Below are 15,322 nucleotides of genomic sequence, written 5' to 3' on the forward strand. Positions count from 1 at the left end.
TGGGTCGCCACTCCTGAATGATGTCGACTGTGCTCGTCCGGATCGCAGGATTGTCGACTGTGAAGGTGACCTCGCCGCGATGGTCGGCGGTCTCGTCCACCAGCTGTTCAATACGTGCGGATGTGGTGTGGCCGGGATTGCCCACAGCTGAACCGGCTGCGAGGTAGACGCCTACGCCATCCTCGCCGAGGGCTTTGCAATCTGGATGACCGGACACTGGATCTGGGCGTTCAAACACAAAGCCTGGCGCACCCGCCTAGCGCCGACCACCTACGGCCTCCCCGGAATCCATCACCTCGCACCGATCCACACCAACCGCACCCCCCAAACAAGCCACGCACACCCCGGTGTGGCCGGGTAGGACGAACCTGTGACGAAGTGAGAAGTGGAGCGCGTCCGGTCAGGTGACCTGAGGGTTCGAGGGTTGGGATCTGAACTATTGGGTCTCCCGCAGGAAACCTGCGACAAGATTGAGATATGTTGCGGGCCTGCTCCTTTCAATGTGACGGGATATCTGAATGCTGGCCGTCCAGCGCCTCTTGAATGGGTGCGCCGGCCCTTCGCGGCGGTCGGGGCTCGGAGGTGAGATGTTCCGTTAGTTCGTCGATCTCACGGACAAGCTGAGTGCGGTAGGCAGTTGTCAGTCGGCGCGCAGACATAGATATCACCCAGTCGCATTGCTCCTTGGTGAAACCGCATCGTGCCTGAAGCTCAGCTTCGAGCGCTTGCTCGTCGGCCGCCCCGTACGCGAGTTCACTCAACTCTGCCCGGTGATCGACTGCCCACTTAACAGCCTTCAGGCCAGACAACCGCAGCGAATTATCCGGTTCCGGCACGTGACCTCCTAGAAGGGCACTGTCACGTTGATTCAAAGGCATAGTGGCGCAATCGGTTTGGGGAACATAGCGATGCACCCAGTTGAGGTTTTTGCGCTTCAGGACGCAATCCCGCTCGTGGTGACTTCCTGCCAGACCGCGAAACGGTCGACCATCTCGGTACGCCATTCGGGCACCGAGAGCCGGTGTCGACCTGGCCGGAAATGCGGCGAGATACCGCTGAAGGCGGACAGGAACCGCTGCGCATGCCCGGGCGATGTGAACCGTTTCATAGCCCGTTCTCGCTGCCTGGTGGGTTGGTGCGAGTTCTCTGCCCGGTTGTTCAGGTACTTCGATCGGCGATGCTCAACCGAGGCCAGCATCTCGCGGTGGGAGGCCTGGTAGCTCGCCAGCTTGTCGGTGACGATCACCCGCGGCACATACTGCAAGCCCTTGAGCAGCTTGCGGAAGAACTTCTTGGCCGCCAACGCGTTTCGGCGTGACTGGACCAGCACATCGAGCACGTTGCCGTGCTGGTCGACCGCGCGCCACAGGTAATGCCGGGTACCGTTGATACGGATGAAGACCTCGTCGAGGTGCCACTTGTCACCGGGTTGTGGGCGTCGGCGACGTAGCTGGTTTGCGTATGCCTGCCCGAACTTGGCGCACCACCGTCGGATCGTCTCGTAGCTGACCACGACACCGCGTTCGAGCATGAGTTCCTCGACCTCACGGAAGCTGAGCGGGAACCGAAAGTACAACCACACACAGTGGCTGATGATCTCGGCCGGGTAGCGGTGGCCTTTGTACGAGAGCGTCGGAGTGGTCACGCCACATTCTCCCAGTTCGCCGCGTTCAACAACGTGACAGTGCCCCTTGGAAGGCGAAGGTGTATTGGTCATGATTTCCTCTCGATCGAGCGTGGTGGGCGGTAAAGTGGACAATCAGTGATCAGAAGGATGCGGGGCCGTGGATGTGTTCTTCTGGCGGTACCACTGCCAGCCTGCGGTGATGACAACAGCGCCGACGAGGGACCCTAGGATTCCGCTGGGGCGCAACGCTATTCCGTCGCCCGAAATCAGACTCACGAGCAAACCGCCGACTAGAGAACCACCGATTCCCGCGATGAACGCGAGGGTCCAGTCCACACGTGCGGTCGTTTTTCCCAGTATCAACTGGGCTGCCGCTCCGATGAGAATCCCGAACAGGAGTATTCCGATGATGAGCATGAGATGAGACCCTTTCGTGGAGTGACGATGCACGACTCGAACGATGTACGTTGCGTCATCTTTCCGGTACGTCCGCATCGGGCGTGGTGAATTCCATGCGAAAAGCACTGACTACGTCGCGATTCGTCCGGTACAGGCGGGCCGATTCCAACAACCCGAATCGTGTGAAGCGTTCCTGTAGAGGTGGCCGCACTCGGGAGAACCCGAGTGTCACCGAGCGGGAACGCAGCCATTCCCTCAGCGCTATCAGGGCGCCGGCGCCGGTCACGTCGATGTCGGTGACGGCTTCGAGGTCCAGGACGAATGTAGTCACCGGATGCGGTGCGGATTCGACTGCATTGCGCGCTCTATCAGCTAGGACCGAGCCGTTGGCAAAGAAGATGGGCGCAGCGAAGCGCATGATGATCACTCCCGGCGCCGTCTCCCTCACGTCGTCAACCTCGTCGAGCAGCGATACGGTCGGGTCATCCGATTCGGCGAGAATATCGACGGCGGGATTGCTTGCTCGGCGCGCAAGGTTGACCAACGACAGGACGAACGCCAAGGTGATCCCACCGATCGGACCTACGACCAGGACGCCGACGAAACATGCTGCGCCGATCGCGCATTCAGCCCTCGATTGTGTCCACAGCTCCCTGAAATCAAGAAATCCGATGAGCTTGAAGACTGCAACGGCGACGATCGTCCCTATCGCCGGAGACGGTATGTCTGCCAGCAAGTCTGTCCCGAACAGAAGCAGCAGCAAGGTTCCCACGGCCAGGACAAGGCTCGGCAGTTGCGTGCGTGAACCTGCGACGTCCATCGCTGCGGTCCGTGACGTCGACGAACCGAGGGTGAACGAGGACGAAAAACCCGATGCGATGTTCGCCGCCCCGAATGCCAGGAGGTCGCGGTTCGGATCTGTGGAGTAGTTGTTCTTCTCGCCGTACTGCCGAGAGACGAGTAGCCCTTCTGCAACGGCAACAGCGGTCAGTGTGATGGCCGAGGGGATCAGGGCGAGCCATGTCGACCAACTGAGCACTGGCACCGAAAATGTGGGGAGACCAGCCGGGACTTTTCCCAGTACCGACACCCCTTTGCCTTGAAGATCGAAAAGGACAGACGCGGCGGTGGCCGCGATCATGACCATCAAGGCCCACGGAGCAGAAGCAATGATCCGTCGCCCCCAGAGGAGTATCAGAATTGAGCTGATTCCCAGGCACATAGCCCAGAGGTTCGCCTCACCGAGATGGCTTACGAGGTCGAACAACTTCTCACCGAATTCGCCGCCGCTGTTGATCGGCACACCCAGTACCTTCGCCGCCTGGCTGACGGTGATGTCCAACGCCAAACCGCCGACGAATCCGACAAGGATCGGTTTCGACAAGAAATCGGCCAAGAAACCGAGCTTGAACACAGCGCACAACAGAAACATCACACCGCCGAGAATCGCTTGTGCAGCAGCCATCTGGGTGTAGTTTCCACTCCCTGCCGCACCCATACCCATCAACGACGATGCGACCATCGCAGCCGCCGCAGCATCTGGCGAGGCCACGACTTGACGTGAAGAAACGAGCAACGCGAAACCTACCGTCGGCACGATCAATGCATAAAGCCCTGCAGTCGCAGGCAAGCCCGCTATTTGCGCGTATCCGATGTTCAGCGGAACGGATATTGCGAGCAATGTGATCCCAGCAGAGAACTCTCTCAGCCAGTTACTTCTGGTCAAACCCACGACGGGGAGACGCACGAGGTTCTCCTGTCCTGAGTATCGGAGTTAGATGTTCGTCACGGCAGTGCGATGCCAGCGAGCGTTTGTGAACAACGCAATCTTGATGTCCGGCTTCTCGAAGCCGCTCGTTTCGCACTTTTCATGGCATCGGCCGCCTCGAATTTACCGTTTCGACGATCTCCGAACATCACCCCACTGGGGTGAAAATTCCAGGTCGTTGAAACCGCCGCAAGGCCTCTCTGTCCACGGTGAACCCATCTTGCACACACAGAACAAGCAGACGACACTGCGTGCGCGTCCAACTTTTCTGCAGGGGCGCTTTGTTCCGGCGAACGAGTTCAACTTTTCGATGTCACGATCCGCTTCACCAATCAGCCACACAGGTCCGGTTCGGGTGATCACCCGAACACAGCTATCAACTATGTTCACTTATCGGTACTTACAGGACGTCACGTCCACCGACGGTTACGGATCACATATGGACACATCACTTCGGAAACGAGAGATCATTCGGCGCACAATCGATGACCACCTCGTCGCGATGCGGGCGTCACAACCATGGAATGCCACATTTCACGTGATTCACGACTTGATTCATATCGGGATCATCGATCGCGCGATGACGTTGGCTGCACAGTCCTTTACCTCGATTCTGCCCGTCATGATGGCGCTGTCCACCCTCGGGCTGACCGATGTCGTTCCAGGCATGGGCGGTAACGGAATTTCCGCGGTGCTCAAGCACTCCCCGACACCGTCTGTTGCTTTGGGGTTCGTTGGTGTTCTGCTGCTGATGGTCAGCGCGACGTCATATGCCAGAGCTCTCGGTCGATGCCACGCAAAGATATGGCACGTAACAACATTGACTTATCGACAAGCCTGGAGATGGCTGGCCACAATTCTAATCGTCGTCGGGGGGTCGCTCGCCGTCGTCGTGAGCTACTCGCTGTCCGTTGACGACACAACGGCACGAGTCATGGCACTCATTCTTCAATCCGTTATCTGGTGGTCTGTCTGGTCCAGTGTTCCTGCGATTTTGGTGCCTTATTACTTCAGCAGAGCAACCCTCTTCGCCTGCGGCGGTATCACGTCCATAGGTCTGATCACCCTCCAACTCGCAACACCGTTGGTGGTCCCGAGATTGATCGAAACCTCGGGACAACAATTTGGTGTGTTGGGAGTAATGGTCACACTTGTCGGTTGGTTGTTCGCCTTTTCTGTTGTCGTGATCGGCGCACCTGCTCTCGTGAAGTCACTGCAGGAGTCCCGGACTTGCGACGTGAGTCCTCGGAGATTTCCCGATCCTCGCGCTCTGCGCAGCGTGTAACGAGCCGGCGCCACCTCATGCACCGCAAGGAGCTCTCGATGGTGGTGCCGCCAGATGTTGCGGGACCGCCAGCGCGAAGAGTGGAAGTTCAGCCGCGGCTGACTCTGTCTGTGTATTTTTCGCCGGGACGGAATAACGTGCTTCGAGCGAGAGCGGTTGGTCAACTCGAAGACCCGCGGGGCACAGATTTCGGTGACATCGACCGAATATTTTAAGAGCGTGGCCCGTGTCTTCCCGCCGTTGGTCGATCTGTGGGACTACTTTATCCGCCGAGAGGGTGGGCACTGGTTTCATGGGTTTCGTGCGCGGCGTGAGTGCATCACGCCGCGCACGAAACCTAACTTCCGCCAAGCGAGCCGGATCCGAGTGATCCCGATCCGGGGATAGGAGGTTCTGGTGTTTCAGGATCTACCGGATACGGCTCGGAGTCGGGTGAATCACCGTCGACAGTGAGCAGAAGGGCGCTGGCAGGCTCGCCGGCTGCCGCGTCGACGACGATTGCTCGGGTGAAGGTTTCACCGTCACCGCGCCTCAAGACGAGTGTGTGCTGGCCGGGCGGGGTGCTGGCTGGGATGGTGATGGTGCCAGCGGCAAAGCCGTCGTCTCCGATCTCGAAGCTTCCGAGATCGGTGGGTGCCGAGTACATGAAGACGTTGACAATCTTCGACACTCCCGTCGAGACTCCGCTTTTCGCCGTGTAAACGATGTCGATCTTCTGTCCTGGGCGGGTCGAGTACTGCCGGTCGAGGTCGGTGCTCGTGCCGGGTTGGGTACTGACGGTGTGGGTGTTCAGTGGTCGACCGAGGGCTTGGAGAGCTGAGTTCGCGGCACAGATGGTGGTGAACTGTTGCAGGCTCGTGTAAGGGCAGGCGATGTCACTGAGTTCGTACGAAGTGTGGATTCTGGCGCCGAGGCCGTTCTGCGGGTTGATGCCGATGAACGTGGTCGGGTCGCTGAGTCCGTCGGCGAAGGATGCGTCGCATACCAGGTCACCTGGCCGGCAGATGGATGTGACGACGCCGGGGTGTGCGTTGACGAAAGCGTCGGTTCCCGGTTTCCTCGTGTGTACCAGCGCCCCTGCAGTATTCGCGCCGCCGATGTTCTCGGGTCCGGAGGCCCTGTGGACGGGCGAGGCGATCAGGACGGTCTTCGTCACCAGCGCTGCGAGCGCCGGATCGTTGTCATTGATCCAGGCCAGTGCGTCTTCGATGACGTGCGCCCCTTGCGAATAGCCGGACAATATCACCTTCGGAAGCTCTGCGCCGCAGTAGGACTTGAGGCGACTCAGTACCGTATGCACGCCTGCGGCGCCGAGGTCGACCGAGGACCTGTAGTTGATCGGATAGTCGAGGGCCCCGATCTCAACTTCCACGGCAGGGTAGGCGATGCCCAGAGGAACGAACGTGTCACGGGAGCTCTTGCCGACATACCCCGACACTGCTCCGACCGGGGTGCCTATGCCTCGATTGGGGCGGTCGGCGCCGTAGAAGAACAGCCCGAATTCGTCGGCGAGTTGTTGGACCATTCCCGAGGGGTGGGAGCCGTTCGCATCTCCGTCACCGGAGCCTGGTTGCGGATCTTCACCTGAGCCCCGGACGCCGAGGAAGTAGGTCGTGCCTGCGCACCCATTGGACGGCGGCGCTCCGACCTGCACCGGGGTCAGTCGGTCCTGGGTGCTGCCCTCGCCTAGCTGACCGGAACTGCCTGACCCCCAGCAGTAGGCGTCGCCGCCGGTAACGACGGCGCACGTGTGCTGGTATCGGCCGGCGGTGATGTCGGTGACGCCGGTGATCTCGGCGACCTGCACCGGGGACCACCGGTCTTGGGTGCTGCCGTCGCCCAATTCGCCGTTGCTGCCCGAGCCCCAGCAGCGGGCGATGCCTGCGGTGATGGCGCAGTTGTGAAAGGCGCCGGCGGTGATGTCGGTGACGCCGGTGATCCCCGATACCTGCACCGGAGTCAACGCGACCTGGGTGCTTCCGTCACCGAGCTGGCCGGAATTCCCTGTTCCCCAGCAGCGGGCAATGCCGCCTGTAACGATGGCGCAGGTGTGGCTGAGGCCGGCGGTGATGTCGATGGCACCGGTGACTCCGGCGACCTGCACCGGGCTCGGTTCGATCCAGTCGCCGGCACGCACTTGGCTTCCGCTGTTGTATCCCCAACAGCGCACGGTGCCGCCGGTGGTGATCACGCAGGTGTGAGACCAGCCGACGGTGATGGCGACGGCGCCGGTGATCCCGGGCACCTGCACCGGGGTCAGATGTTCCTGGCCAGCTCCGAGATAGTCGGAAGGGTCAGCGGTTCCGTCCCCGAGCCGACCGTAATTGCCTGATCCCCAGCAGTAGACGTCACCGCCGCCTGCGATTGCGCAGGTATGAACGACACCAGCTGCTATCGAGGTGGCGCCGGTGATTCCCGCGACCTGCACCGGGGCCCACCGGTTCATTTTGGCTCCGTCACCCAACTGGCCGTTATCGCCTGATCCCCAGCAGTAGACGGCGCCGCCGCCGGCGATGGCGCAGTTGTGGTCGTAGCCCACCGTGAGGGCAGTGACGCCGCTGATTCCAGCGACCTGGACCGGCGTGTTCGACTGGCTTTGGAAGATTCCCGCCCCCAACTGACCCTGAGCATTGGTCCCCCAGCAGTAGACGGTGCCTATCTCAGCGATCGCGCAGGTATGTCCTTCCCCGGCTGCAATCGCAGTGACCGGGGGTAGCGAATCGCTCGCTCCGGGATCAGCATTCGCTGCGGGCCCACCTACTACGCCGGGGGCGATGACCAACATGGTGGTCAAGAACAGGGCAGCGCCGAGCACAACCAAAAGCCGTGGCACTCGTGCAGTGCGCAGTCGTCCGCGAGGAGACAGGGTCATTGCTACTCCGTAGATGTCAGGGGTAGATCGGGTAGTCCTGCAAGAGTCGGCTCCGAGAGGTGGGTACAAGCCACATCGGCGCTTCCCCACTTTGCCCACGGCGGTGCGTCGGTCTTGGCCGTCGTATAGACCAAAGGCAGACCAGTTGGGTTCGTCTAGGACGAATTAATACAGTACTTTGAGAGCGCTCGCGTGCCGTGCCCCCAAAAATGGGGGCACGGCACGAAGATTCTGAGCGAGCACACGGTGCATGGTGTTGGCGAAAACACCAGGTTCAGGCCGTCATATAGCTGAATTACCTGCTTCAGACATGCGAAGACGGGTGTGCTGTGGAGAGAATCCGCGAGGGTCTTACGGTCATGCGCGGTATCCGTGGGCCATGTCCAACCGAGTTCATCGCGGGTAGACACTCCGAAGCTTCGAAGCAAGCAAGGACATTCCGAGAAACCTCCTTGCTAGACGGAACGCTTCTGTCCGCAATCCCGAAAACGGTCTTGGTCTCAACAGGTCAACGCATCACCGACGATAACGGATCAACCCCAGAAGGTCGGCGAGTGGAACAGTGCCGATCGCTGGGGTCATCGGTCGAATGGTCTACCAGCGCAACAACAACGTCAAACGCGTAGGACAAGCGTTCAACCCGACGGAACTGTTCAGCAAGTACTCCGTGTTCCGCCGCGACCGCACGATACGAGTTATCAAAGTCCCCGGCCTATGCAGCTGAAAAGCCGAGACTTAGCCAGTGGACGACAGCGGCGCGCGGGTTTCTGTCCCCGGGTGCGCGGTGCACGTCAGCACGGCGACGCCCGGTTCTTCGCGGCAAGGCTAGGGCGCAGTTCCATCCTGTCGATCCGCCGGGCAGGTGGCTCCGTTGCTGGGCGACGGCCAGACTCCGACGCAACAGCGACGGGCCTCATCCTGAGCGGTGATCGGCAAGGATCATGGCAGGAGGTCGAGGTAGTGGGAACGGGCTTTCATGGCGTGGATGAGCAGTTCGTTTCCGCTGTCGAAGCGCAGGACGACTAGTTCGAGGAGGCGGCCGTCAGGGTCGAAGCCCAGCCGGAATTGGCGCGCGGGGTTGTCGTCGTCCAGATCTGCGATATACACGTGGTGCTCTGCCGCGTAGATCCCGGCCTTTTCGTTGATTCCGTGTTTGAGTGCGGATTTATGTGCCTTCACGCGACCTGGGTCCAGGCGCGCACCGCTTCTCGGATCGCTTCGGATCGGGAGACGTGTTCCTGCTCTGCGCGCGCGTTCAACGCCTCGAGCAGTGCGGCGTCCATACGTACGGGCACTACGGCCCCGGGGCCGACCCCGACGGTGGGTCGGCCGCGCTTGCGTAACTTTTCGACGTCGTAGCCGGTCTCGGCTTCGTCTGCCCATTCTTCGATCATGTCGTCGGTGACAGGCTGTCCGTTGATCGCTTCGTGAGTCATGGATATTAGTGTAATACGAAATTCTTGATCAGGGACGTTTCTGGATCCCGCTGCCGGTCGTCACACGCCCGCGCTCTACATGTCCGGATACCGCGGCGGGATCCAAAGTTTCTGGCGAAAATGCACGATAGCCAATACCGAGATATTCCGACAGGCCACCGAAGAAGTTACGGCGGGTACAGATCCCGAGACCGTCGCCACGCGCATCAAAAGGAAAGCCAGATTCGCCAACTCCCTCTTCGAACAGGCGATGAACTATCGATACATCACCCAGTCGGGAGACTCGTCCCGCTTGATTTCCGCAAGTCAGACCGGATGGATCAACATCACCGTTCATCCCCACACGGTAATTGCGGTGAACCCGTAACCAACGACGGGGAAATAAAATGCACGATGCAGTTTGCTGACAGCTTCTGACGATGGGTTTTCCGGTGTTGAGACAGAGCACGATGATGTAGACGTTGAACGCTCAGCCGATTCCCTCGCCGTACGGCCACTGGTTCAGATGCGGGGCCGTTCCGTCGAAGATCGACCGCAGAGCGCACGAACTCGCCAACCGGTATCCGATGGGGCAGCCATCTGGTCGGACACCACGGCACTCGTCGACTCCCTCGGATGATTCTCAGAAGTGTTCAGCCATACCGATACCCACAGGGCTCTCGGACAGTGCCTCGCGTGCAGCGAAGCCGACGCCCTCACCACACTCCTCACGCTCACAGGCCGCGCCGACGGAGCACAATTGCTCATCGAACACCACGGACGAGGCGACGAACCGGACGAGAACCACTATCGGAAGTCGGTCCGAGCAGGGGAGGGAACACCTAAAGCCCAGTGATCCGGATCATGTTAATAGGTTCGTATTAACCAGTTAAAAACGGTAGAAACAGGTTAATTGGATTGCAATTAACCTATGACTAACGCCGAAGACATCACCCGCGGATTAACTCTCAAGTCTACCGCAGTGCCCACCATAGAGATTGCACCCACGCCGGAATCACCTCACGCGCAACCTGACTGATTCTCGTCGGAGTCCTCGACTGCACCGAGTGCATCACCGGAAAAGAATGGCCACCCACGTCAGTATCGATCGTGTAAGCAGTATTCGCTGGGAGTTACTACAAGGATACCGGGCCGTTGCTTTTCGTTTGCCTGCTCACTGGATTCCGGCAGATCGCTGAAGTGGATTTTGTTGCAGCATTTGATTTCCCGGTCTTGTGACCATTGGCGAAGAAACACCGGTTGGATCAGTGATTCCCAAGAACAGCACATTTAACCTTACAGTTCTGTTGGAAATGCGGAGCTGGACTCGTGTCGCTAGCTGAGCATCATGCGGCCGTGTGTCAGTACAGGTACATCGCCGCGCTCCGGGCAGGTGGCGAAGAACCAAAGCGTAGAGCCCTCGTTCCAGACCGAGATTCGTAGGCTGTGACCGGGCAACACATAGCTGGAGAAACGAGCATTGAAACTGCCTACCCGTGCGGTATTCCCACCTAGTATCTCGTCCACCAGTGCTTTGCAGACAATCCCGTATGTCGCCAATCCGTGCAGGGTGGGCCGCTCGAAGCCTGCCTGCCGAGCGAATATTGGATCCACATGTAGTGGATTCCTCCCACCATTCAGTCGGTACAGCAGGGCTTGATCCGGACGGGTTGTTCGATGGATGACCATATCTGGTGCGCGGTCGGGCAATACTGTTGGCGTTTCGGTCGACGGGGTCTTCTTGCCCTGCCCGCCTTCGTCTTTGGCCCATATGCTTGTTCTACTGGTCCAGTAGGGCTCTCCGCTCGCTGTCATTGCGAGGGATTCCATTTCGATGACGGCGGCGTTTCCTCGATCCGACACGTTTATCATGCGCGTTGTAATCATGGCGGAGTCTCCGGGAGCGACTGGACGGTGAATAACCAATTTCTGGCCTGCATGCAGGAGTTTCGCGGGCGCCACGTCGATTCCTGGTAGCGCCGTCGTATTCGGAGTGCTCGGCGCCGAGACCCCTTTTCCTGCAACCATTGCGAACGTGGGAAGTACCTGCAGGTTTCGCTCGTAGACCCAGCGTTGTTCGGTGAGGTCGGTTGGATCAGATCCTGCGCCTATGCTCAGGTGGTACAGCAAAACGTCCCGTTTGGTCCATTGCAGGCGCTGCACGGTGGGTTTCACCGAAAGTGCGGCTGCGACGTCGATCGGCATCAGATCACCTTTGCGGACCGTAGTTCGGTGAGGTCCTCGTCATTGAATCCGAGCAGGGTTCGGTAGATTTCGTCCGTGTGGGCGCCCAATGCGCATCCGAGCGTTTCGATGCGACCCGGCGTCTCGCTGAAGTGCGGTAGCGGTGCAACCATCGAAATTTCGCCGAAATCTGGATCCTCGACATCGACGATGGTGCCCCGCTCGCGGTAGTGGGGGTTGCTGGCGATGTCGGCGACGTTCATGAGGGGAGATGCAGGAATGCCTACCGCACTGAGGATCTCGGTTGCTTCATCGGCATTCTTCTCTGCTGCCCACTCGCCGATGATCTTGTAGAGGTATTCGGGGTTCTCCGCGCGCGCGGCGCGCGTAGCGAAGCGCGGGTCGTCGGCAAGATCGGGTCGGCCCAAGACCTGTGCGAGGCGGCGGAACAGCGGATCGGTTCCCGCGTGCACAGCAATCCGGCGGCCGTCTGCAGTATCGAAGTCACTCGCCGGAACCAATGCCGGATTACGGTTACCGCTTCGCTCCCGGGTCATGCCATTCGAGGAGTAGGACAGCAGCGCATCCTCACTGGCCCGGAACCCTGCCTCGTAGAGTGAGGAGTCGATGATTTGCCCCCGTCCACCGTTGGCGTCTCGGTGGTACAGGGCAGTCACTGTGGCGAAAGCTGTCAGGTAGGCGGCCATATAGTCGATCATCGCGAATCCTGTTCGCACCGGCGGGCGGTCGGGTTCACCGCTCACATAGGTGAGCCCGGAGAATGCGCTGGCGATCCTGTCGAATGCACCCCGATCTCGATAAGGTCCGGTCAGACCGTAGCCGGTGACGAAGACGAAGACGCCGTGCGGATTGACTGCTTGCATCGACTCGGGGGACAGTCCCCATTTTTCGAGCGTGGGCAGGCGGTGGTTGCTGACGACCACGTCGAAATGGGGGATGAGTTCACGCAAAATTTGCTGCCCTCGGGCCTGTCTCAGATCGAGGGTGACGGACTTTTTGTTTCGCCCCTCCTGCGCCCACTGCAGTGAGCGCTTTCCCGGGGTGCCGGAATTTCCACGGAGGAAGTCGCCCGCGGTCGGCTCCTCGACCTTGACGACCTCGGCGCCGAAGTCGGCAAGGAATGTAGTGGCGACGGGTGCCGCGATAACCGAGGAGATGTCCAGGACCCGGATGCCTTCAAGGGGTAGTTCAGCCATGTTCTTCAGCGTCCTTCGATGTCGTGCCGTGAGTGGGATTTTGTCGTCAGGTGTCTCGGATGGGCTCTCGGCTCGGCGGGTGGGGCCGAGTTAATGCGCCCACGAAGCTGCGTTCGCAACCGGTTCTCGAGTCGTCTGAAAGCCATTGGCGGGATGTTCTTCGTCGGCGTAGCCGAACGAGATTGCGCAGACGATCTTGCGGTTGTTGTCCAGTCCCAAGAATTCGCGGATGAACTCGGCGTAGCCGGCCAGCGCTGCCTGAGGAATGCAGGCGACACCGAGGCTCTCCGCTGCGAGCAGGAATGTCCCGACATAGAGTCCGCAGTCCACCGCGCCGTACACACCGAGGGCGTCCTCAGTGGTTATCACTGCGACGTGAGGGGCTCCGAAAAATTCGAAGTTCTTCATCGCTTGTCCTACTGACGCGACACGGTCACCTGGCTCGATGCCCAGAGCGCCGTAGAGCTGGGCCGCACAGTGTCGTCGCCGGGCGCGATACTCACCTTCGTATGCATGTGGGAACGGAAAGTCCGGTTGATGTGGTCCACTACGCACGTGTTGGACTAAGCCACGCCGAAAACGCTCGGTAGCGTCTTTGCTTGTGATGGTGGCGTGCCAAGGTTGGGTGTTGCACCAGGATGGCGACTTCTGTGCCATCTCGAGAATTCGCTCGACGATATCGGTGGGAACTGTCTCCGGGCGAAAGGCGCGGCAGCTTCGTCGGTCCTGCAGAATCGCGTCCAGGACTTCGGGACGTCCCGTGGTGTGGAGCTCTGAATCAGGCACTGAGCCAAGCCTTTCCAAAAAGCATGATGGAGTCCATGCTTGGTTCGATACCGTGAACGCCGGCCGCCCACAGAGTGAAAGTCGGCGCCGCGCCGAGTGTGACGAACGGGACGGTCTCGTTCACCAGGCCCTGAAGTTCTTCGAGCAATTCTCGACGTGCATCCGAGTCTGCATCTGTTGTCTGAAGTTGAGAGAGCAAGGCGTCCATGCGTGGGTTCGAATATCCCAGGTAGTTATTGTTGGACGTACTATTCAGTGCTGATGTCAGTTTGTTGACGGGTGCGGCAGCGGGCAAGCTGATGCCGGAATAGCTGATGTCGTAGTCGTGCGCGACGTTGAGTCTTTTGGTTACATCGCCGGCGCTGTTCTCCAGCTCCAGTGTGACTGTGAAGCCCACCGCTTGGAGCATGGACTGCACCGCGAGTGCAGTGGTCTGCGATTTCGCTGCGGCGATGCCCAGAAACGATAAGTGTCCGTCGTATCCGTCGCTCTTTGCCTCGTCGAGGAGTCGTTTCGCAGCCTCTGGGTTGTAATCCAGTCCGCTGACTTCACCGTGCAGCGGGGACCACTCGGGGAAGATCGAGGATCCGGGCAGGCCAGCGCCTTTGTCAACGCGTTCGTTGAAAGTGTCCAAATTGACGGCGTGAGCAATGGCTTGACGCACGCGAACATCGGCACCGGGGCGACCTGGACGGTTGTTGATCATGACGACGCTGGCGAGGGGCACCGTCTCGATATATCCGGGATAACCCTCCGTCCGGGCGCGCTGTACCGCCTCAGAGGAACGGATGAATCCAACTTGGACATCGTTCACATTGAGGGCCTCAATCTTTTCCGTATCTCCGGTCAACCCGACGAAGCGCAGAGCATCCAGATATGGCTTTCCGCCCCAATAGTCCGGTCTTGCCTTGAGTCGGAGTTCCTCATTTGGCCTGAATTGGTCAATTGTGAAGGGTCCAGCTCCGATGGGAGTGAATTGCTCACCCGCGACAGAGCTCGCGGAGACGACCATGCCGTAACCGCTGGCGAGTGTTGCGGGAAACTCTGTCCACGGCTGTTTCAGCGTGAACGTGATCGAGCGAGGTCCCGAGGTTTCCGCGGACGCGACATTCGACTTCCATAGTTGGCTTCCGGGGCCGTTTGCGTTGGTGTATCGGTCGATGCTCGACATCACCGCGGCTGCAGTCACATCATTTCCGTCGCTGAACGTAACCTCGTCGCGTAGTTGCAGGACCCACTGCAACCCATCCGATGACACAGTCAAAGACTCGGCCAAGTGTGGGACGAACGTGCCGGAAGTGGGCTCATAGCGCATCAGAACGTCGTAGATAGCCGCCATTTCATTGCCACCGGTCGCGCCCAGCGCCGGGGTCTTAGCCGGGTCGAGGTTGGTGACATTGGAATAGGCGGCCATCGTCACGGTGCCGCCGCCGGTGGGTTCGGTGGATGTTTGCTGCCCGCCGACGATCCCATTATCGACAGCTCCCGTAGGCGTTTCCGTCAGATCCGCGCCGCTGGAGTCGCACGAGGCCAAGAGTGTCATCGTCAGCAGGGCGATGCCGATCATCAATCGAGTGGATCGAGCACCGCTTCGTCGAAGCGGCAAGAACACGCGCATGGATCCTCCAGCCTGTGAACTAGCATAATGTTACTAACGAAACGCTAGCAGCAATGGGGTTCCATCACAAGGATTTTCGACCACTCGGTTCAGGGGTCAAGACCAGGCTCGCGAACTGTTAGCGTTGTTTCGATCCAGAGGAGGGGCGATG

Annotated in this window: 14 protein-coding genes; 1 reads left to right on the forward strand and 13 read right to left on the reverse strand. The window is 59.8% G+C overall.

The features are described 5' to 3' along the window. Positions 1 to 497: 497 nt before the first annotated feature. The 4 genes from ACVZUB_RS31920 to ACVZUB_RS31935 form a co-directional block, all read right to left on the reverse strand. Positions 498 to 836: a hypothetical protein gene (locus ACVZUB_RS31920; protein ID WP_482628602.1), complete on the reverse strand. Its 339-nt coding sequence runs from the start codon at positions 834 to 836 to the stop codon at positions 498 to 500. Between the two features lie 98 nt (positions 837 to 934). Further along, positions 935 to 1,645 (reverse strand): IS6 family transposase, encoded by a 711-nt coding sequence (locus ACVZUB_RS31925; RefSeq protein ID WP_482628603.1) that lies wholly within the window; start codon positions 1,643 to 1,645, stop codon positions 935 to 937. Positions 1,646 to 1,759: 114 nt separating this feature from the next. Beyond that, positions 1,760 to 2,044, reverse strand: a complete 285-nt coding sequence (locus tag ACVZUB_RS31930; protein WP_482628604.1) for a hypothetical protein — start codon at positions 2,042 to 2,044, stop codon at positions 1,760 to 1,762. Between the two features lie 55 nt (positions 2,045 to 2,099). Next, positions 2,100 to 3,773, reverse strand: a complete 1,674-nt coding sequence (locus ACVZUB_RS31935) for a SulP family inorganic anion transporter (protein WP_482628605.1) — start codon at positions 3,771 to 3,773, stop codon at positions 2,100 to 2,102. A 460-nt stretch (positions 3,774 to 4,233) separates the two neighbouring features. Here ACVZUB_RS31935 and ACVZUB_RS31940 point away from each other — a divergent pair, with 460 nt between their 5' ends. Next, entirely contained in the window at positions 4,234 to 5,079 is an 846-nt protein-coding gene (locus tag ACVZUB_RS31940; protein WP_143541238.1) for a hypothetical protein, read from the forward strand. Positions 5,080 to 5,416: 337 nt separating this feature from the next. Here the strand turns inward: ACVZUB_RS31940 and ACVZUB_RS31945 are convergent, their stop codons facing one another. From ACVZUB_RS31945 to ACVZUB_RS31985, 9 genes are all read right to left on the reverse strand, one after another. Beyond that, entirely contained in the window at positions 5,417 to 7,951 is a 2,535-nt protein-coding gene (locus ACVZUB_RS31945) for a cutinase family protein (RefSeq protein ID WP_482628606.1), read from the reverse strand. 939 nt (positions 7,952 to 8,890) lie between these two features. Next, positions 8,891 to 9,130: a toxin gene (locus tag ACVZUB_RS31950; RefSeq protein WP_076948904.1), complete on the reverse strand. Its 240-nt coding sequence runs from the start codon at positions 9,128 to 9,130 to the stop codon at positions 8,891 to 8,893. Further along, the gene (locus ACVZUB_RS31955) at positions 9,127 to 9,387 is read right to left on the reverse strand and encodes a ribbon-helix-helix domain-containing protein (protein WP_076948903.1); all 261 of its coding nucleotides are present in this window, start codon (positions 9,385 to 9,387) and stop codon (positions 9,127 to 9,129) included. Before ACVZUB_RS31955 ends, ACVZUB_RS31950 begins: the two co-directional genes overlap by 4 nt. 28 nt (positions 9,388 to 9,415) lie before the next feature. Continuing rightward, a complete protein-coding gene (locus ACVZUB_RS31960; protein ID WP_143541236.1) occupies positions 9,416 to 9,724 on the reverse strand; it encodes a hypothetical protein in 309 nt (102 codons plus the stop codon). 285 nt (positions 9,725 to 10,009) lie between these two features. After that, on the reverse strand, positions 10,010 to 10,174 hold the full coding sequence (locus tag ACVZUB_RS31965; protein ID WP_156888993.1) for a hypothetical protein: 165 nt from the start codon (positions 10,172 to 10,174) through the stop codon (positions 10,010 to 10,012). Between the two features lie 527 nt (positions 10,175 to 10,701). After that, a complete protein-coding gene (locus ACVZUB_RS31970; protein WP_076948901.1) occupies positions 10,702 to 11,571 on the reverse strand; it encodes a MaoC/PaaZ C-terminal domain-containing protein in 870 nt (289 codons plus the stop codon). Further along, positions 11,571 to 12,767 carry a CaiB/BaiF CoA transferase family protein gene (locus ACVZUB_RS31975; protein WP_076948900.1) on the reverse strand — a complete coding sequence of 399 codons (1,197 nt, stop codon included), beginning with the start codon at positions 12,765 to 12,767 and terminating at the stop codon, positions 11,571 to 11,573. The genes ACVZUB_RS31970 and ACVZUB_RS31975 overlap by 1 nt, the downstream gene beginning before the upstream one ends. Before the next feature lie 90 nt (positions 12,768 to 12,857). Continuing rightward, positions 12,858 to 13,553 (reverse strand): nitroreductase, encoded by a 696-nt coding sequence (locus ACVZUB_RS31980; RefSeq protein ID WP_076948899.1) that lies wholly within the window; start codon positions 13,551 to 13,553, stop codon positions 12,858 to 12,860. Beyond that, positions 13,546 to 15,171: an ABC transporter substrate-binding protein gene (locus tag ACVZUB_RS31985; protein WP_217019139.1), complete on the reverse strand. Its 1,626-nt coding sequence runs from the start codon at positions 15,169 to 15,171 to the stop codon at positions 13,546 to 13,548. The genes ACVZUB_RS31980 and ACVZUB_RS31985 overlap by 8 nt, the downstream gene beginning before the upstream one ends. Positions 15,172 to 15,322 lie beyond the last annotated feature (151 nt).

Source organism: Rhodococcus sp. OS5, from assembly GCF_056837585.1.

Bases quoted from the DNA above. Each gene is read 5' to 3' on its own strand.
- ACVZUB_RS31975 (WP_076948900.1), bottom strand. From the start codon at position 12,767: ATGGCTGAACTACCCCTTGAAGGCATCCGGGTCCTGGACATCTCCTCG.
- ACVZUB_RS31945 (WP_482628606.1), bottom strand. From the start codon at position 7,951: ATGACCCTGTCTCCTCGCGGACGACTGCGCACTGCACGAGTGCCACGG.
- ACVZUB_RS31970 (WP_076948901.1), bottom strand. From the start codon at position 11,571: ATGCCGATCGACGTCGCAGCCGCACTTTCGGTGAAACCCACCGTGCAG.
- ACVZUB_RS31985 (WP_217019139.1), bottom strand. From the start codon at position 15,171: ATGCGCGTGTTCTTGCCGCTTCGACGAAGCGGTGCTCGATCCACTCGA.
- ACVZUB_RS31940 (WP_143541238.1), top strand. From the start codon at position 4,234: ATGGACACATCACTTCGGAAACGAGAGATCATTCGGCGCACAATCGAT.
- ACVZUB_RS31930 (WP_482628604.1), bottom strand. From the start codon at position 2,044: ATGCTCATCATCGGAATACTCCTGTTCGGGATTCTCATCGGAGCGGCA.
- ACVZUB_RS31955 (WP_076948903.1), bottom strand. From the start codon at position 9,387: ATGACTCACGAAGCGATCAACGGACAGCCTGTCACCGACGACATGATC.
- ACVZUB_RS31960 (WP_143541236.1), bottom strand. From the start codon at position 9,724: ATGAACGGTGATGTTGATCCATCCGGTCTGACTTGCGGAAATCAAGCG.